At 64.7% G+C, this 18,466-nt stretch carries 14 protein-coding genes and 2 tRNA genes; 6 read left to right on the top strand and 10 right to left on the bottom strand.

The annotated features are described in order from the left end of the window. From MJ205_RS01850 to MJ205_RS01870, 5 genes are all read right to left on the bottom strand, one after another. Entirely contained in the window at positions 1-897 is an 897-nt protein-coding gene (locus tag MJ205_RS01850; protein ID WP_239810933.1) for a hypothetical protein, read from the bottom strand. Positions 898-1,218: 321 nt separating this feature from the next. Continuing rightward, positions 1,219-1,704: a copper chaperone PCu(A)C gene (locus tag MJ205_RS01855; protein WP_239810934.1), complete on the bottom strand. Its 486-nt coding sequence runs from the start codon at positions 1,702-1,704 to the stop codon at positions 1,219-1,221. Positions 1,705-1,862: 158 nt separating this feature from the next. Continuing rightward, positions 1,863-1,938: transfer RNA gene (locus MJ205_RS01860), tRNA-Lys, on the bottom strand. A 67-nt stretch (positions 1,939-2,005) separates the two neighbouring features. Further along, a tRNA-Lys gene (locus MJ205_RS01865) sits at positions 2,006-2,081 on the bottom strand. A gap of 171 nt (positions 2,082-2,252) precedes the next feature. Then, positions 2,253-3,230 carry a GMP reductase gene (locus MJ205_RS01870; protein ID WP_239810935.1) on the bottom strand — a complete coding sequence of 326 codons (978 nt, stop codon included), beginning with the start codon at positions 3,228-3,230 and terminating at the stop codon, positions 2,253-2,255. Positions 3,231-3,523: 293 nt separating this feature from the next. On the opposite strand from MJ205_RS01870, the gene MJ205_RS01875 reads away from it, so the two are divergent. Together MJ205_RS01875 and MJ205_RS01880 are read left to right on the top strand one after the other, a co-directional pair. Then, positions 3,524-5,977, top strand: a complete 2,454-nt coding sequence (locus MJ205_RS01875) for a UvrD-helicase domain-containing protein (RefSeq protein WP_239810936.1) — start codon at positions 3,524-3,526, stop codon at positions 5,975-5,977. 311 nt (positions 5,978-6,288) lie between these two features. Further along, on the top strand, positions 6,289-7,422 hold the full coding sequence (locus tag MJ205_RS01880; RefSeq protein WP_239810937.1) for an FUSC family protein: 1,134 nt from the start codon (positions 6,289-6,291) through the stop codon (positions 7,420-7,422). 51 nt (positions 7,423-7,473) lie between these two features. On the opposite strand, the gene MJ205_RS01885 is transcribed toward MJ205_RS01880, so the two are convergent. From MJ205_RS01885 to MJ205_RS01895, 3 genes are all read right to left on the bottom strand, one after another. Next, positions 7,474-8,271, bottom strand: coding sequence for a BPSS1780 family membrane protein (locus MJ205_RS01885; protein ID WP_239810938.1), 798 nt, complete (start codon positions 8,269-8,271; stop codon positions 7,474-7,476). 136 nt (positions 8,272-8,407) lie between these two features. Further along, positions 8,408-9,364: a homoserine kinase gene (locus MJ205_RS01890; RefSeq protein WP_239810939.1), complete on the bottom strand. Its 957-nt coding sequence runs from the start codon at positions 9,362-9,364 to the stop codon at positions 8,408-8,410. A 124-nt stretch (positions 9,365-9,488) separates the two neighbouring features. After that, the gene (locus MJ205_RS01895; RefSeq protein ID WP_239810940.1) at positions 9,489-9,863 is read right to left on the bottom strand and encodes a hypothetical protein; all 375 of its coding nucleotides are present in this window, start codon (positions 9,861-9,863) and stop codon (positions 9,489-9,491) included. Positions 9,864-9,915: 52 nt separating this feature from the next. Between MJ205_RS01895 and polA the strand changes: the two genes are divergently transcribed. Together polA and MJ205_RS01905 are read left to right on the top strand one after the other, a co-directional pair. After that, positions 9,916-12,717: a DNA polymerase I gene (polA, locus tag MJ205_RS01900; RefSeq protein ID WP_239810941.1), complete on the top strand. Its 2,802-nt coding sequence runs from the start codon at positions 9,916-9,918 to the stop codon at positions 12,715-12,717. Between the two features lie 233 nt (positions 12,718-12,950). After that, complete coding sequence (locus MJ205_RS01905; RefSeq protein ID WP_239810942.1) at positions 12,951-13,922, top strand: ZIP family metal transporter; 972 nt, start codon at positions 12,951-12,953, stop codon at positions 13,920-13,922. A gap of 21 nt (positions 13,923-13,943) precedes the next feature. Here the strand turns inward: MJ205_RS01905 and MJ205_RS01910 are convergent, their stop codons facing one another. Both MJ205_RS01910 and MJ205_RS01915 read right to left on the bottom strand, forming a co-directional pair. Next, entirely contained in the window at positions 13,944-14,732 is a 789-nt protein-coding gene (locus MJ205_RS01910) for a LytR/AlgR family response regulator transcription factor (protein WP_239810943.1), read from the bottom strand. 65 nt (positions 14,733-14,797) lie between these two features. Beyond that, complete coding sequence (locus MJ205_RS01915) at positions 14,798-15,832, bottom strand: sensor histidine kinase (protein WP_239810944.1); 1,035 nt, start codon at positions 15,830-15,832, stop codon at positions 14,798-14,800. 121 nt (positions 15,833-15,953) lie between these two features. On the opposite strand from MJ205_RS01915, the gene argH reads away from it, so the two are divergent. Both argH and MJ205_RS01925 read left to right on the top strand, forming a co-directional pair. Continuing rightward, on the top strand, positions 15,954-17,411 hold the full coding sequence (gene argH, locus MJ205_RS01920; RefSeq protein ID WP_230772600.1) for an argininosuccinate lyase: 1,458 nt from the start codon (positions 15,954-15,956) through the stop codon (positions 17,409-17,411). Between the two features lie 42 nt (positions 17,412-17,453). Next, positions 17,454-18,440 (top strand): Bug family tripartite tricarboxylate transporter substrate binding protein, encoded by a 987-nt coding sequence (locus MJ205_RS01925; RefSeq protein ID WP_239810945.1) that lies wholly within the window; start codon positions 17,454-17,456, stop codon positions 18,438-18,440. Positions 18,441-18,466: the final 26 nt, after the last annotated feature.

Below are 18,466 nucleotides of genomic sequence, written 5' to 3' on the forward strand. Positions count from 1 at the left end.
TTAATGCGGGTCGCTGGCGCGGTTCTGGTGGATCCAGCGGCTCAGTTGTCGGAAAAGGCCCAGCTTGGCTGCCGCCGGGCCGGGCTCGGCGGCGTGGGCTGCTGGGGGCGCGGGGGTGGCCAAGGCAACGGCTGGGGTGGCTGGGGGTGGCGCTGTCTCCACGAGCACGCCCTTGCCCCGCAGGACCTGGAGCACGCGCAGGATCTCCGCGCGCTCGAGCTGCGTGCGATCGGCCAGTTCGTCCAGGTCACGGTCACCGGAGATCATCGCTGCCAGCAACTGCCGGTGCGCCTGGCCCGCCATGCTGCCGGTCAGCTGGGTCCAGCGCTTGATGCGAAACCGGGTGCCGGCCGCCGGCAGGTTGCCCGGCGCAGCAGGCACGGCCGTGGCGTTCGCCACCGGCACATCGGCCGCCGGCTCCGGCAGCGGCTCGGCGACCACGGTCGGCAGGCTCAGGTCGGTGGCCTTGAGGAAGGCCGCATCGGCATTCTTGAGCTGTACGTCATGCCCCAGGGTCATGCTGTGCTGGCGGCGGTTCTTCAGCGTCTCGCGCAGGCGCTTGCCATGGGCTTGCACGCTGAGGTGTTCGAGCACCTGGGTCAGGCGTCCCACGCTGTAATCGGGTGGCAACTGGGCATCGATCTGGTCGGGCCACTGGGCGCGTGCCGCCTGGGCCTGGTCGTCGGTCGCAATCAGCAGCACGAACGAACCGTGGGAGCGGTTCTGGATGGCGTCGGGCGCGCTATGGGCGTCGATCACCCACAATTCGGTAGCAGGCTTGGCGGTCTGAGAAGGCTGTTTGTCACGCCAGTGCTTGGCCGCGACCTCGAACAAATAGCTAAAGCGCAGTTGATGGGCTTCACTCAAATGGGCGGCATGCAGGATCAACTCGGACATAACAACTCTCCCTGGCACATTCACCTTCAAGCGTTGCGAAACCGCAGTTCGCGCCAGGCATTTGCTTGGCGTGGACGCTGTTCCATTTTCAAAGCTTGTAATAATATGTCAATGTTGTAGATCTATTAATAATCGGTAATTAATTAATAGCTACTATAGTTTGATCTCGGTGCCAGATTAGGCGGGGGATGCCTGAAAAGTGTAACTGCCTTTCCGGGCAGCTCTGTGGCCCAGCGTTGGCAACGCGACAGAGATGTTTGGCAAGGCTTATTTAGTATTCAAATAAACAACAGGCCAGTGCTGGCCTGCTGTGGTCGCCGGTCAGTGCTGGTGTTGGTGGCCGCCTGGCGCGGGCTGGCCTGCGGCTGCCGGGGCCAGCGCGCGTACCGGGGCGGTAACGGCAATGCTCTCCTTGGCGCCGTCGGCGTGCACCACGTCCAGCGTCAGCTCGACATTCTCGCCAGCGACCAGCGGCTTTTTCAGGCCCATCAGCATGATGTGGTAGCCGCCCGGCTTCAGCGTCACGGTCTGGCCGCTGGGCAGGTTGACGCTGGGCACTGCCCGCATCTTCATGACGTTGTCCTGCATGCGCATTTCGTGCACTTCGGCGCTGCTGGCGGCGTCCGTCTTCACGCCGACGAGCTGGGCGTCGTCATGCGCAGAGCGCAGCTCCAGGAACACGCCGGAGGCCTGCTGCTGTGCGACGGTCGCGCGCGACCAGGGATTGCTGACCGTGACATGGGCAAAGGCGCTGGAAGCGGTTGCAAACGCGAAGGCGGCGAGCAGGGAGGGGGGCAGGGGGCGCATGGTAGAGGACGGAGAGAAGTGGCAGGGGGGATGAATGATGGCTGCATTCTACAAGTGCAGCTGAATGGGCGCTTCCAGCCGCTGCGGTAGTACGGCAGGCAGCGGGGGCGGGGAGGCAATAAAAAACGGCCTAGGCGAGAAGCCTAGGCCGTCAAGAATGGTGGGCCCTGAGTGATTCGAACACTCGACCAACGGATTAAGAGTCCGCTGCTCTACCAACTGAGCTAAGAGCCCGAAACTGTCGCACCTTGGAAATGCTTTGTTTCGTGTGCCTGCGGGTTCTTCGCAAGCCAGAAAAATGTGGTGGGCCCTGAGTGATTCGAACACTCGACCAACGGATTAAGAGTCCGCTGCTCTACCAACTGAGCTAAGAGCCCACATTTTCTGCTGTCAGCAGTGCGCTGCAGCAAGCCTTGTATTATGCACTAATTTTTACGCCTGCTCGGAAAAATCCCCATATCAACCCTGATTTTTTCCGGCAGGCCGGGTGCCGCAGAGGCAAAAACGGCCCGTACGCTGCCGGGCCGTGCCTGTCTGCGGCGCGCGGTTTACATCAACAGATGTTCGCCCGCATTGTCGCCGCCCAGGATCACATAGTTGACCTTGCGGATGTCCATCAGGTGCTTGCCGCCTGCGTAGCTGATGGAGGACTGCACATCCTGCTCCATCTCGGTCAGCGTGTCCTGCAGCTTGCCCTTGATGGGTTCGAGGATGCGCTTGCCTTCGACGTGTTTGTACTCGCCTTTGTTGAAATCGCTGGCCGAGCCGTAGTACTCCTTGAACAGCTCACCATCGAGCTCGACCGTCTTGCCGGGCGATTCTTCATGGCCGGCAAACAGCGAACCGATCATCACCATCGTCGCGCCAAAGCGGATGCTCTTGGCGATGTCGCCGTGGCTGCGGATACCACCGTCGGCAATGATGGGCTTGGTCGCCACACGTGCGCACCACTTGAGCGCCGACAGCTGCCAGCCGCCCGTGCCAAAGCCGGTCTTGAGCTTGGTGATGCAGACCTTGCCCGGGCCCACGCCCACCTTGGTGGCATCGGCGCCCCAGTTTTCCAGATCGATGACCGCCTCGGGGGTGGCCACATTGCCGGCGATCACAAAGGCCTCGGGCAGCTTGTCCTTGAGGTAGATGATCATGTTCTTCACGCTGTCGGCATGGCCATGGGCGATGTCGATGGTGATGTATTCAGGGCAGATGTCGTCGGCAACAAAGCGGTCCACCACCTCGTAATCCGCCTGCTTGACGCCCAGCGAGATCGAGGCGAACAGGCCTTGCGACTGCATGGCCTTGGTGAAGGCCACATTGTCGATGTCAAAGCGGTGCATCACATAGAAATAGCCGTGTTGCGCCAAAAACTTGCAGATCTTCTCGTCCAGCACCGTCTTCATGTTGGCAGGCACCACCGGCAGGCGGAAGGTGCGGTTGCCCAGGACCACGCTGGTGTCACATTCGGAGCGGCTTTCCACGCGGCACTTGCGGGGCAGCAGAAGAATGTTGTCGTAGTCGAAGATTTCCATTTGATTCCAAGCTCCATAAAAGGTCGCAGCGAACCATTTCGCGGCGATGGGGCGCTTGGCTTGGAGACCGGTCGGGCAGGGCGCTTCGCGTTGGAAGACCCTCTTTTGCGCTGTTGCAGACACAAAAAAACCGGGTCACAAGAAACTTGGGCCCGGTGACTGATTCTAGCAGCAAGCACCGGCTTTGCAAAAGCCTTGCCGGCCGCTGCAGTATGTGCCCTCGCTGCGCGCGGCCCCTGGGCGCATCGCGTGCCGGCAGCTCGCCAGCTTGACGTTCTCCCTACAATGGGGGGATGGATTCGAATGATTTGTTTGCACTGCCGTCCGATGCGGGCGGCGATGGGCATTTGCCGCTTCTCAATGGCCTCAACGACGAGCAACTGGCCGCTGCCACCTTGGAAGGGGGCCATGCGCTGATCCTGGCCGGTGCCGGCTCGGGCAAGACCCGGGTGCTGACCACGCGCATTGCCTGGCTGCTGCAGACGGGCCGCGCCACGCCGGGGGGCATTCTGGCGGTCACTTTTACCAACAAGGCGGCCAAGGAGATGCTGACCCGCCTGTCGGCGATGCTGCCCATCAATGTGCGCGGCATGTGGATCGGCACCTTCCACGGGCTGTGCAACCGCATGCTGCGCGCGCATTACAAGTCGGCGAATCTGCCGCAGACCTTCCAGATCCTGGACACGCAGGACCAGCTCTCGGCGATCAAGCGCCTGTGCAAGCAGTTCCAGGTCGATGAGGAAGCGCTGCCGCCCAAGCAGCTGCAGTACTTCATCAGCGGCTGCAAGGAAGAGGGCTTGCGCCCCTCCGACGTGCAGGCGCGCGACATGGCCGAGCGCAAGAAGGTCGAGCTCTACCAGCTCTACGAAGACCAATGCCTGCGCGAAGGTGTCGTGGATTTTGGCGAGCTGATGCTGCGCTCCTATGAGCTGCTGCGCGACAACGCTCCCATCCGGCAGCACTACCAGCACCGCTTTCGCCACATGCTGGTCGACGAGTTCCAGGATACCAACCGCCTGCAGTACCTGTGGCTCAAGCAGCTGGCGGGCGAGATGGTGGGCGGCCAATTCCAATCCCACAGCAGCGTGATTGCCGTCGGCGACGATGACCAGAGCATCTATGCCTTCCGTGGCGCGCGGGTGGGCAACATGCAGGATTTTGTGCGCGAGTTCGAGGTGCGCCAGCAGATCAAGCTGGAGCAGAACTACCGCAGCTACAGCAATATCCTCGACAGCGCCAACGCGCTGATCAGCCACAACAGCAACCGGCTGGGCAAGAACCTGCGCACCGACCAGGGCCCGGGCGAGCCGGTGCGGGTGTCCGAGAGCGCCACCGACATGGCCGAGGCGCAGTGGATGGTCGAGGAGATCAAGTCGCTGATCAAGAGCGATGGCTTTGCGCGCAGCGAGATCGCCGTGCTCTACCGCAGCAATGCCCAAAGCCGGATTCTGGAAACCAGCCTGTTCAACGCCGGCGTGCCTTACCGCGTGTATGGCGGCCTGCGCTTTTTCGAGCGTGCAGAAATCAAGCATGCGCTGGCCTATCTGCGCCTGCTGGAGAACCCGCATGACGACACCAGCTTCATGCGGGTGGTGAACTTTCCGCCGCGCGGCATTGGCGCCCGCACCACCGAGCAACTGCAGGAAGGGGCGCAGGCCGCCGGTTGCTCGCTGTACGACGCAGTGACGGCCGTGGCCGGCAAGGCGGGCACCAAGCTGCAGTCTTTTGTCGCGATGATCGATGTGCTGCGCGAGGAAACCCAGGGCAAGACCCTGCGCGAGACCATCGAGCGCATGCTGGTGGTGAGCGGCCTGATCGAGCACTACCAGACCGAAAAGGAAGGCGCCGACCGCATCGACAACCTGGGCGAACTGGTGACCGCTGCCGAAAGCTTTGTCACCCAGGAGGGCTTTGGCAGGGATGCCGTGGCCATTCCGCTCGATGAGCAACAGGCCATGGGCGTGCCCGGCAGCGGCCAAAGCCCCGTCAGCCAGGGGCTGGACCCGGATGCGCCGCTGCTCGACACTCCGCTGCCCGATGCGGCCAATCCGGCCATCGTGAACCCGGACACCGGCGAGACCTTGTCGCCGCTCGTGGCCTTTCTGACCCATGCGGCGCTGGAGGCGGGCGATAACCAGGCGCAGGCGGGCCAGGATGCCGTGCAGATGATGACCGTGCATGCCAGCAAGGGTCTGGAGTTTGACGTGGTGTTCATCGGCGGGCTGGAAGAGGGCCTGTTCCCGCACGAGAATGCGATGACCGACACCGGCGGGCTGGAGGAAGAGCGCCGTCTGATGTATGTGGCGATCACGCGGGCGCGCAAGCGCCTCTACCTGAGCACCTCGCAGACGCGCATGCTGCACGGCACCACGCGCTACAACGTGCGCAGCCGCTTTCTGGACGAGCTGCCCGAGACAGCACTCAAATGGCTCACGCCCAGGCATTCGGGTTTTGGCAGTGGCATGGGCAGCCTGGCTTACGGCGGGGGCGGCGGCGGCGGTCGCTCGTCGGGCGGTGGCTATGGTGATTCCGCGCCCAGCATGTGGGGCAAAACCCCCGTGCCGGTGCAAAAGGCCGAGCCAGCGCATGGCATCAAGAAGGGCGCCAATGTGTTCCACAACAAGTTTGGCGAAGGCAAGGTGCTGGCGGTCGAAGGCACGGGCGACGATGCCCGTGCCCAGGTGAATTTTCCGCGCCATGGCACCAAGTGGCTGGCGCTGTCGGTGGCCAAGCTCACGGTGGTCTGAGCTGCGCGCGGGTCTCAGCCCGCAGTGCAAGCCTGGCAGGTGTTGGGGTGATAGTGGGCGCCAACCTCGGGCTTGCATTTAATAGTTGCATAGGATACTATATGGGCTGCTCATCCGCTTGAGCAGCCCCCCCGCATTCTGGTGCACCCCTGCTGCCCAGGCGGCGCTGGCCGTCCTCCATCCGCGCAGGGGGCGGCGCCCGTGCTGCTTGCCGGCGGGTGAGTCGCCACTTCCATGTCCCAGCCACATGCGCTGGCCGCACCGCCGGCCGGTCTGCGCGTTCGCCAGTCGCTGGGTAGACGAGAATGCCCATGACCCCTGTCCGCAAGATTGACGTTTCCACCCCTTCCGTAGGCCGCCCCCAGGCGCTGCGCCATCTGCTGTCGCCGCGCCAGCTGCGCGACAGCGCGCGTCTGCAGCCGCTGCCGTCGCTGCATATTGCGCTGATCGCGGCCATGCAGGCGGCGCTGGCGGTGCTGCTGGCCTTGGTGGTGGCGCGTCTGTCGCCCTGGCCCCAACTGGTCGGCCCGTTGGGGCTGGGCGCATTGGCGGCGCTGTTTGGCCGCTTTGCGGCGCCGGGCCGGCACATGCGCATCGTCGGCATCTGCGCGGCCATGCTGTGTGCAGCGGTGTTTCTGCCGTCCCTCGCGTCCTGGGCCGGGCTGCCCGCCCAGGGCATGGTCTGGGTGCTCGCCCTGGTGGCCGGCGCGGCCACGTTGGCGGTCAGCCACTGGCGCTTGGGTGGGCCGGGCGCGGTGATTGTGGTGTTCGCCGCCGGTGCCTCGCTGGCGCCGGTACACAGCGGGCAGCAGCTGCTGGAACGCACCTTGGGCACCTTGGCCGGTGGCCTGTTGGCGGCCCTGGTCTGCTGGGCCACCGATGGCCTGCGCCACCAGGCGGTGCAGCGGGTGCAGCTTCCTGCGCAGCCGCTGCGGCCCTGGCCCGCCGAGCTGGCTGCTGCCGGCCGCATGGTGCTGGGTGCCGGTCTGGCGGCCTGGGTGGCCCAGGCGGCGGGCTGGCAGCATCCGGCGTGGGCGGCAATCGGCGCGACGGCGGTGATGCAGGGCAGCCACCTGCACATCACGATGAACCGCGCGCTGCAGCGCATGGTGGGTACGATGCTCGGCGCGCTGGTGGCGGGTCTGATTCTGTCGCTGGAGCCGTCCTTCTGGTGGATCGCTGCCAGCATCGTCGTGCTGCAGTTCATCACCGAGGTGAGCATTGGCTACAACTACGCGCTGGGCCAGATCACGGTCACGCCGATGGCCTTGCTGATGACGCATCTGGCCTCATCGCCGCTGGCGCCTTTGGCGATGCCGCTGGAGCGGGTGCTGGATACCGTGCTGGGCGCGGCACTGGGCATCCTGTTTGCGCTGGCGCTGTCCAGCCTGGAAGACCGGACGCATCTGCACCGCCTGCACCACGGCGAAGGCCCGCAACCATGAAAAAAGCCCGGGCTGTGGGGCACAGACCGGGCTTGGGTTATTCGGTAAATCTCAGAGCGCGACGCTGTCCGCTTGCTCCGGTGCTTCAAAGCAGTCGCGAAAGCTGAACACCACCGAGGTCAGGAACATCGTTGCCAGCATCAGCGAGCCGGCAATGGCGATGGCTGCCGCTGCCCAGGCACCCAGCAAGGTGCCCAGCAGTGCAGACAGCAAGGCCATGGCAATGCCAAAGCCAATGCCGACAGCCATCCAGGCCAGGCCAAACATCGTGAAGGCGCCGATATTGCGGCTGCAGGCAATCAGGCTGAAAAACACCGCCTTGATGGCAGGCACACGGTGCCAGTAGATGAGGCCCGGCGCATGCCAGAACAGCAGCGACAGCGGGATGTACAGCAGCATGGTGGCGAACATGGCCTGCTGGAAGGCCGGTTGCTCGACGATCTCACGGGTGATCTCGCCGCCCATCAGGTTGAGGCGGGCAAACTGGCCGCCGTCGAACAGCGCCGAAAAGCCCAGCACCAACAGGAACGACAGCGCATAGAAGACGCCCAGCACGACAAAGGAATTGCGCCGTTCCTTGTCGACACGCAGCTCTGCCAGTACCACCGGCAACGTAGGGCGCGTGCCCTGGGCCGTCAGCGCGGCGCCAATCATCATGCACAAGGTGGAGACCGGCAGCAGCGCCAGCGCGATGAAGGTGCCGGCAATCGGGATGGCCCCGATCAGCGACATCACCATCATCGACAGAAAGAACAGCGAGGTCAGGGCCAGCGCCTGGGTCTTGAAGGTTTTGAAGCCGTCTTGCACCCAGGTCACACCCTGGCGGGCAGTGGCGATACGAAGTTTCATGCACCAGCGCGCTGCAGCGCGGGCTGCAGCGATAAAAATCAAAGGGGATGGCGCACTGTAACCCATGCGCCCAAGGGGCAGGTGCCCATGTGGGCATGGCGTGCGCGGGCGGGCCCCGGTGGCTTGGAACCGGTTCTTAGACCAGTTGGTATGGCGTGGCCAAGCGCTCGCGCAGCACACGCTCGAAATGGGTCGGGTCATGGGGCTTGAGCAGCGAGGCTTCGCGCGGCAGGTAGAAGTCCCAGAGGCGCGAGATCCAGAAGCGCAGCGCGCCTGCGCGCAGCATGGCATTGAGCAGCTCGCGCTCGCAGGCCTGCAGCGGGCGCACCGCCTGGTAGGCGGCGAGCAGCGCATCGGCACGGGCCTTGTCGATGGCGCCGGTGGCCAGGTCGATGCACCAGTCGTTGATGACCACGGACAGGTCAAACAGCCAGGTATCGACACCGGCGAAATAGAAATCAAAGATGCCCGTCAGGGTGTCGCCCTCGAACATGGCGTTGTCGCGGAACAGGTCGGCATGGACGGGTCCGCGTGGCAGCGCCGTATAGGCCGAGCTTTGTGCCACATGGTTCTGGTAGGCCAGCTCGCTGCGCAGCAGTTCGGCGGTGGCGGTGTCCAGGTAGGGCAGCACCACCGGCACGGTCTCGTTCCACCAGGGCAGGCCACGCAGATTGGGCTGCTGGCGCGGGTAGTCGAGCGCGGCCTGGTGCATTCGGGCCAGCACCTCGCCCAGCGATTGGCAATGCGCCGCCTGGGGCGCCAGCTGGCTCTTGCCGGGCAGCTTGCCAACGATGGCCGCCGGCTTGCCCTCGACCTGCAGCAGGATGTCGCCGGTCTTGCCATCGGCCTGGGGCTCGGGCACCGGCACGCCGGCCTTGGCCAGGTGCTTCATCAGGTAGAGGTAGAACGGCAGCTGGTCGGCGCGCAGGCGCTCGAACAGGGTCAGCACGTACTCGCCCTGGCTGGTGGTCAGAAAGTAGTTGGTGTTTTCAATACCGCCTTCAATACCGCGCAACGAGACGAAATCGCCCAGCGGGACGCGTTTGAGCAAGGCCTTGGCAGCCTTGTCGGATACTTCGGTGAAAACAGCCATGGATGTATATCGTCGCTACAAAAACAAGGCCAGCCTCTGTGGCTGGCCTGGCCCGCAAGGCGGGTGCAAAGAGGCGATTATCGCAAGCCCGGGCGGCGCCGGGCTGTTCGCTCTGGTATCGCGCTCAGAAATTGCCGATGTTCCAGACGCGCTTCTTGCTCTGGGTGTCGCCAAAGCCATCGGGGCGGGCGCGGGCGCCGTCGGTCGGCTTGACCTCATAGCCGGGCATGTTGCCCATCTTGGGCTGCACATGGATGCTCTGGGTCTGGCCACCAATGCGCACCTCGTCGATACGGCTGCCCGCATCTTCCACCCGGATGTATTCGGCCTTCTGGTTGTACTTGTCGTTCGCGGGCGCCGCGTCGGCAGGGGCCGCAGGCTGTGCAGCGGGCTGGGCTGCAGGCTGCTCGGCAGGAGCGGCGGGTTGCTGGGCCAGCGCAGGGGCTGCCAGCACCAGTGCCAGGGCCTGGGCGATGAAAGAAGTGGTAATTGCGCGCATGGCTCAATTGTAAGTTGTCGCCCGGTGTTTGCGTACCGGGCACAATGTCAATATGCGTAATCCTCCTACTTTAGTGCTGGTGGACGGTTCCAGCTATCTGTACCGTGCCTACCATGCGATGCCCGACCTTCGTGCGGTTCCCGGCGACTCTGCCAGCCCGGCTACCGGGGCCATCCGGGGCATGATCAACATGATGCAGGCGTTGCGTAAAGACATACAGGCCGACTACGCCGTCTGTGTTTTCGACGCCAGCGGCCCCACCTTCCGCGACGATCTCTACACCGAGTACAAGGCCACGCGCTCGCCAATGCCCGATGACCTGCGCTCGCAGATCGCGCCCATCCATGAGGTGGTGCAGCTGCTGGGCTGGAAGATTCTGGCGGTGCCCGGGGTCGAGGCCGACGATGTCATCGCCACCCTGGCCCGGATGGCATCGCAGCAGGGCATTCAGGTCATCGTCTCCAGCGGCGACAAGGATTTGAGCCAGCTGGTCAACGAGCATGTGACCATCATCGACACGATGAACGGCAAGCGCCGCGATGTGGCCGGGGTCACGGCCGAGTTTGGCGTGCCGCCGTCGCAGATGGTCGAGTACCAGGCCTTGGTGGGCGATACGGTGGACAACGTGCCCGGCGTCAGCAAGGTAGGCCCCAAGACGGCTGCCAAGTGGCTGGAGGAACACGGCTCCTTGGACCAGCTGATCGCCAAAGCCGACACGATCAAGGGTGTTGCCGGCCAGAACCTGCGCGATGCGATTGCCAGCGGCCAGCTGGCGCTGAGCCGCCAGCTGGTGACGATGAAGACCGATTGCGCGCTGGACGACTACATCCCGGGCCTGCCCGCCTTCGATGGCATTACGCTGGGCGAGCCGGATGCCGCCGGCCTGGCACCGTTCTATGAGCAGTACGGCTTCAAGGGCCTGGCACGGTCGCTGGGTTCTGCCGCAGCGCCCGCTGCGGGCAAGGCCGCAGCCGGCCTTGCCGGCCAGGCCGGTCTGTTTGACAGTGCCGATGCCGCGGTGACCGAGGTCGCCATCGAGGCCCAGCAGCGCGATGTGGTCTACCACACCATCCTGACCGAGGCCGATCTGGATGCCTGGTTGCTCAAGCTGCAAACGGCCGAATTGGCGGCGCTCGATACCGAAACCGATTCGCTCGATGAAATGCAGGCCCGCATCGTCGGCATCTCGTTCAGCGTGCAGGTGGGCGAGGCGGCCTACATCCCGCTGCGCCACGAAGGCATGGACGTGCCCGAGCAGCTGCCGATGGATCTGGTGCTGGCCAAGCTCAAGCCCTGGCTGGAAGACGCCAGCAAAAAGAAGCTGGGCCAGCATGTCAAATATGACCAGCATGTGCTGGCCAACCACGGCATTCGCGTGCAAGGCTATGCGCATGACACCATGCTGCAGTCCTATGTGCTGGAGGCCGACCGCCCCCACAACCTGGGCAGCCTGGCACTGCGCCACACCGGCCGCACGGGCATCAGCTATGAGGACCTCTGCGGCAAGGGCAAGGGCCAGATACCGTTTGCCCAGGTACCGGTGGACAAGGCCGCCGCGTACAGCTGTGAGGATTCCGACCAGACCCTCGGTGTACACCGCGTGCTGTGGCCGCGCATCGAAGCCCATCCTGGCCTGGCGCATATCTACGCGCTGGAGATGCAGACCAGCGAAGCGCTGTTCCGCATCGAGCGCAATGGCGTGCGCATTGATGCGCCCGAGCTGGCGCGCCAGAGCAACGACCTGGGCCGCCGCATTCTGGCGCTGGAAGCCGAGGCCTACGAGATCGCCGGCCAGCAGTTCAACCTGAGCAGCCCCAAGCAGCTCGGCGAGATCTTTTTTGACAAGCTGGGCCTGCCGGTGGTGAAGAAAACCGCCACCGGCGCGCGCAGCACGGACGAAGAAGTGCTGGAAAAGCTGGCCGAGGATTACCCGCTGCCGGCCAAGATCCTGGAGCACCGCTCGCTGTCCAAGCTCAAGGGCACCTACACCGACAAGCTCGCGCAGATGGCGCTGCCCAGCGATGGCCGCGTGCACACCCACTATGCGCAGGCGGTGGCTGTCACCGGCCGCCTGTCGAGCAACGAGCCGAACCTGCAGAACATTCCCGTGCGCACCGCCGAAGGCCGCCGCATCCGCGAAGCCTTTGTCGCGCCCGAAGGCAAGCTGATTGCCAGCGCCGACTACTCGCAGATCGAGCTGCGCATCATGGCGCATCTGTCGGGCGACGAGGCGCTGCTGAATGCCTTCCGCGATGGGCTAGATGTCCACCGCGCCACCGCCGCCGAGGTGTTTGGCGTGGCACTGGACCAGGTCAGCAGCGAGCAGCGCCGCTATGCCAAGGTCATCAACTTTGGCCTGATCTACGGCATGAGCAGCTTTGGTCTGGCCAAGAACCTGGGCATCGAGACCAAGGCCGCTGCCGCCTATATCGACAAGTACTTCCAGCGCTACCCCGGCGTCAAGCGCTACATGGACCAGACCGTCGAGTTGGCGCACACGCAGGGCTATGTCGAGACCGTGTTTGGCCGGCGCCTGGTGCTGCCCGAGATCAATGGCGGCAACGGCCCGCGCAAGAAAGCGGCCGAGCGCGCCGCGATCAATGCGCCGATGCAGGGCACGGCAGCCGATCTGATCAAGAAGGCCATGGTGGCCGTGCAGGCCAAGCTCGATGCCCAGAAGCCCGAGGTGCTGGTCATCATGCAGGTGCACGATGAACTGGTGTTCGAGCTGCCGGCGGCCGAGCAGGACTGGGTGCGCACGGAGATCCCGGCCATCATGGCCGGTGTAGCCGACCTGAAGGTGCCGTTGATCGCCGAGATCGGCTTTGGCCCGAACTGGGAAAAAGCGCACTGATGCGGATACCCAGCGCTGCCTGGCAAGGGCAGCCGCTGAGGTTCCAGATGGACCGCCCCAAGCCCCGGCATGCGCCCAGGATTTGGGGCGGTTAATGCAACTGCGTTGCAACTAAGTGCTACCATGCGCGGCATGTTGGATGGGGCAGGGTGCCCGGTGGCTGCGCAGGCGCGCGGTGCTGCACTGGGGTGATGGCGTTGTTTGTTGAGCCGGCCCCGCTGAAGGATGGTTTCATGACTTTGATCGCAATCGTGCTGGCGACCCTTGCTGCCGGTTTGGGCAGCGTGTGGGTGGCCGCAGCGCTGATGCGCACGGGTATCGGCGGCCAGGGCAGCCGCTTTGGTGCCCAGCACCTGCTGAGCCTGGCCGCAGGCGCCTTGCTCGCTACCGCCTTTGTGCATTTGCTGCCCGAGGCTTTCGAGAGCCAGATCAACCCCAAGGCCCTGTTTGTGGTGCTGCTGCTGGGTCTGGTATTTTTCTTTTTGCTGGACAAGGCCGAACTCTGGCACCACGGCCATGAGCACCGCCATGCGCTGCCTGAAGAGCGCGGCCATGCCCATGGCGGCCATGCGGAAGGCGACCGTGCGGATGGCGAGCACGCCGATGGCCAGCATGGCCATGCGCACCACCACCACGGCCACACGCACAACCACAGTGCAGGCGGCTGGTCGCTGCTGACCGGTGACAGCGTGCACTGCTTTGGCGATGGCATCCTGATTGCGTCGGCCTTCATGGCCGATAGGTGGCTGGGCATCGTGGCGGCCATCTCGGTGCTGGCCCATGAGGTGCCGCACCATATGGGAGACCTGGTGGTGCTGTCGGGCAATGGCAGCCGCAGCCAGAGCAAGGTGGCGCTGCTCAAGCTGTCGCTGGCCGGTGCGGTGACCGCGCTGGGCGGTGTGGTCGGCTATTTCCTGGTCAGCTCACTGGCCGATTTTCTGCCGTACTTCCTGGCCATTGCATCGAGCAGCTTCATCTATGTGGCGCTGGCCGATCTGATCCCGCAGCTGCAGCGCCAGCTGTCGGCCAAGCAGACGGTGCAGCAGGTGGTCTGGCTGGCCATCGGCATGGTGGTGGTGAGCGCGGTCAGCACCTGGGCGCATGGCGACCATGACCACCCTGGCCATGCACACGGCCCGGCCGGGCAGCATGAGGCCCATGGCGCCGATGACGCGCATGGCGACCACGACGGGCACAAGCACTGAGACGGGTGAGGACGGCAGCTGTCAGCCTGCACGCAGGCCACTGAGCTTGTTGGCCAGCAAGGCACGCACCACCGGCAGCTGGCGCCGCGAGACCAGCAGCACATCCGGGATGCCAAACAGACGCAGCTGCCAGCCCTCGCTGTCGTCTGCATCACAGGCCTTTTCCAGGCAGCGGATGGCGGACGGTGCCACCAGCGCATTGCGGTGCACGCGCAGATAGCGCTTGGCAAAGCGCGTCTCCAGATCGTTGAGGCTGCCCGACCACAGATACTCATGTGAACCGGTGCGCACAGTCACATATTTCAGCTCGGATTTGAAATACAGCACATCGGCCAGGCGCACCCGTTCGGTACGGCCCCGGTCGGTGATCAGCAAGGTGTCGGCGTCCAGGTCAGGCTCGGGCAGGGCAGGGGCCTGGCGCAGTGCATGGGCCTGGGCGACCAGGGCCACCTTGTGCAGCGCGGCTGCCAGGCGCTCGCGCCGCACCGGCTTGGTCAGGTAGTCGGCGGCATTGACCTCGAAGGCGCTCAGCGCATGCTCGGGGTGGGCGGTGACAAAGACCACGGCCGGCGCCGGGGGCTGCTGCTGCAGCTGGCGCGCCAGCTCCATGCCGCTCAGCCCAGGCATGTGGATGTCCAGCAGCAGCACATCAAAGGCCTGGCCCACTGCCGCGGCACTGGCCAGCGCCTGCAGCGCCTCGGGCGCATTAGCGGCCTCGTGCACAGCGGTTGGCGCTGGTGTCATCTCGACCAGCAAGCGCCGCAGCCGGCTGCGGGCCAGGGCTTCATCATCCACAATCAATACTCGCATGGGCGCCTATGCTAGCGGAGGCGGGGCCTGGCTGCCAACACCGGCCGTCGTGTATTTGCGCCCGCTCAAGCGGGGATGCTGATGCGCACCATGTAGATGCCGTCCTTGCTGGTCGCCTTGAAGTCGTACTCCAGGTCATAGAGCAGGCGCAGCCGCTTTTTCACATTCAGGATGGCGGTGCCAGTGCCGGCACGCCGCTCCGGCTGCGGGGCGCTGAACGGGCGCGGGGTGGTGTTGATGATCTGGATCTGCACCATATTGCCCCGCCTGCGCGTGGCAATACTGATGCGGCCATGGCCGTGGCTGGGCTCGATGCCGTGCTTGACGGCGTTCTCCACCAGCGGCTGCAGAAACAGCGGCGGCACGGTGGCGTCATCGGCGCGCGAATCCAGGTTCCAGCGCACGGCCATGCGGTCTTCAAAGCGGATCTGCTCGATCGACAGGTAGCGGCGCGCCAGCATCACCTCTTCGGCCAGGGTCGAGGCCTCGCGCTTTTCGGTCAGCGCATGGCGGAACAGGTCGCTCAGGTCCTCCAGCATGGCTTCGGCCTTGTGCGGGTGGTCCTGCACCAGCGCAATGGCGCTGTTGAGCGCATTGAAGAGGAAATGCGGGCGGATGCGCGCCTGCAGCTCGGCCAGCCGCGCGGTGGTGGCCGCCGGCGTGCGGGCCTGGGCGCGCCACTGCAGGCCCACCACGACCATCGCCGCCAAAAAGCCGCCCGCCGCAGCGCTGGCCAGCCAGGCGGTGTGTGACGACAACGTCGCCCATTGGTAGAGCATGGCCGCCAGCAGCCCGCAGGCCACGCCCAGCGCGGCGCCGGCCAGGTACTGCACGCGCGTGCTGCAGCGCTGCAGCTGCTTTTTCTGCTGGCAGGCCAGCACCAGCCACAGCAGGCTGGCCGGCAGCACCACGGCGGTGAGCAGTGCCAGCTGAAAGAACCAATCGAGCAGGCTGCTGGTGCCAAAGGCCGCAGCAATCGCCACCACGGTCTCGACCAGGGCCACCGTGCGGCCGATCACACTGGCGGTGCAGGCATCAAACACATAGGCCGTGCCGACGATGGCTTCGCGCGGTGCTGGATTAGTTGATGTTGCTGGCATGGTCGTGCAGGGTCGATAAAATCCTGGTTTTCGCCCAGGGCTTCGGCGGGCCACAGGCACAGCACCGGAGGCTGTGTTTCCGCAGCGCAACTGGCAGCTTAACCCGAATACTGCGACCTTCATGTCTACACCACACGCTTCGTCTCCTTCGCACAACCAGCTCGATTCCAAGTCCGAAGCCTGGTCGGCGCTGTTCTCCGAACCCATGAGCGATCTGGTCAAGCGCTATACCTCCAGTGTGTTTTTCGACAAGCGCCTGTGGCAGGCCGACATCCAGGGCAGTCTGGCCCATGCACAAATGCTGTGTGCCCAGAAGATCATCGGCGAGCAGGACCTGGCCTCCATCGAGCAGGGCATGGCGCAGATCACCTCGGAAATCGAAGCGGGCAGCTTTGAGTGGAAGCTGGACCTGGAAGACGTGCACCTGAACATCGAAGCGCGCCTGACCCAGCTGGTGGGCGATGCCGGCAAGCGCCTGCACACCGGCCGCAGCCGCAATGACCAGGTTGCCACCGATGTGCGCCTGTGGCTGCGCGGCGAGATCGACCTGATCGAAGGCCTGCTGGGCGAGCTGCAGCTGTCCCTGGTGGAAGTGGCCGAAAAGAACGTCGACGTGATCCTGCCCGGTTTTACCCACCTGCAGGTGGCCCAACCGGTGAGCTTTGCCCACCACCTGCTGGCCTATGTGGAAATGTTCAAGCGCGATGCCGAGCGCATGCTGGACGTGCGCAAGCGCGTCAATGTGCTGCCGCTGGGCAGCGCCGCGCTGGCCGGCACCACCTACCCGCTGGACCGCGAGCGTGTGGCCCGCACGCTGGGCATGGAAGGCGTGTCCCAGAACTCGCTGGACGGCGTCAGCGACCGCGACTTCGCGATTGAATTCACCGCAGCGGCGTCGCTGTGCATGGTGCACATCAGCCGCCTGTCCGAGGAACTGATCATCTGGATGAGCCAGAACTTCGGCTTTGTGCGTATTGCCGACCGCTTCACCACCGGCTCGTCGATCATGCCGCAGAAGAAGAACCCCGATGTGCCCGAGCTGGCACGGGGCAAGACCGGCCGCGTGGTCGGCCACCTGATGGGCCTGATCACGTTGATGAAAGGCCAGCCGCTGGCCTACAACAAGGACAACCAGGAAGACAAGGAGCCGCTGTTCGACACCGTCGACACCTTGAAGGACACCTTGCGCATCTTCGCCGAGATGATCGGCGGCCAAGTGAACCCTGCGACCGGCGCCAAGGAGGGCGGCATCACCGTCAACGCCGACAACATGCGTGCCGCGGCGCTCAAGGGCTATGCCACCGCCACCGACCTGGCCGATTACCTGGTCAAGAAGGGCCTGCCTTTCCGCGATGCCCACGAGACCGTGGCCCATGCCGTCAAGCTCGCCTCGCAAAAGGGTGTGGACCTGACCGAGCTGCCGCTGGCCGAGCTGCAGGCCTTCAACCCCAACATCGAAGCCAATGTTTTCGAGGCGCTGAGCCTGGAAGGTTCGCTGAACGCCCGCAATACGCTGGGTGGCACGGCGCCTGCCCAGGTGCGCACGCAGCTGGCCAAGCACCGCACACGTCTGGCATAAGCCTTGCTTGAACGGTTCTTCTTCGATTCCTGAAAGCTGAGCATGTCCCTGCGCCGCCGCCATTTCTCCCAACAACTGCTGGCCGCTGCTGCGGCCGGGTGGCTGGCCAGCCCCAGCTGGGCGGCGGGCTACAACAAGGGCAAGCCGGTGCGGCTGTTGGTGGGCTTTCCACCGGGCGGCGGCACCGACGTGATCGCACGCCTGCTGGCCGAGAAGATGAAGGACAGCCTGGGCACCTCGGTGGTGGTGGAGAACAAGCCCGGCGCGGGCGGCCAGATTGCGGCCCAGATCCTCAAGGCCTCGCCTGCGGATGGCGCCACCTTCTTCGTCACCCACGACCACACCATCTCCATCCTGCCCCAGGTCGTCAAGAACCCGGGGTTTGACCCGCATGCGGACTTTGTGCCAGTGGCGGGATTTGCCAGCTTTGTCAATGCGATTGCGGTCTCCGACGGCCTGGGCGTACGCACGTTCGAGGCCTATCTGCAGTGGCTCAAAAAGCAGGGCGGCAAGAGTGCGGTGGGCATTCCAGCCCCGGCATCGACGCCGGAGTTCCTGGTGCGGGTGCTGAACCAGCGCTTCAAGACCGATCTGCTGTCCGTGCCCTACCGGGGCAGCGCGCCGATGCTGGCCGACATGATGGGCAACCAGATCCCCGCCGGCATTGGCTCGGTGCAGGATTTCATCGAAAGCCACAGGGCCGGCAAGATCCGTGTGCTGGCGGTACTGGGCGGCAAGCGCCAGCAGGCCTTGCCCGATGTGCCCACCTTCAGCGAGCTGGGCTTGCCGGGCCTCGAAGACATGCCTTATTACGGCATGTACGCTGCCGCCGGCACGCCCCCCGATATGGTGCAGGCTGTATCGCAGGCGGTTGCCAAGGCCGTGGCCGCCCCCGATGTGCAGGAGCAGCTGGTCGGCATGGGGTTGAGCGTGGGCTATATGACGCCCGAGCAGCTGCTGGCACGCGAGCGCGCCTATTCGGCCGTCTGGGCCCGCATCATCCGCGACAGCGGCTTTCAGCCGCAGTGACCTTCGCTGGCGTTGCTGGACAGCAA

Origin of the sequence: Comamonas sp. B21-038, from assembly GCF_022387135.1 — a bacterium.
GTDB classification, from domain to species: Bacteria; Pseudomonadota; Gammaproteobacteria; order Burkholderiales; family Burkholderiaceae_C; genus Comamonas; species Comamonas sediminis.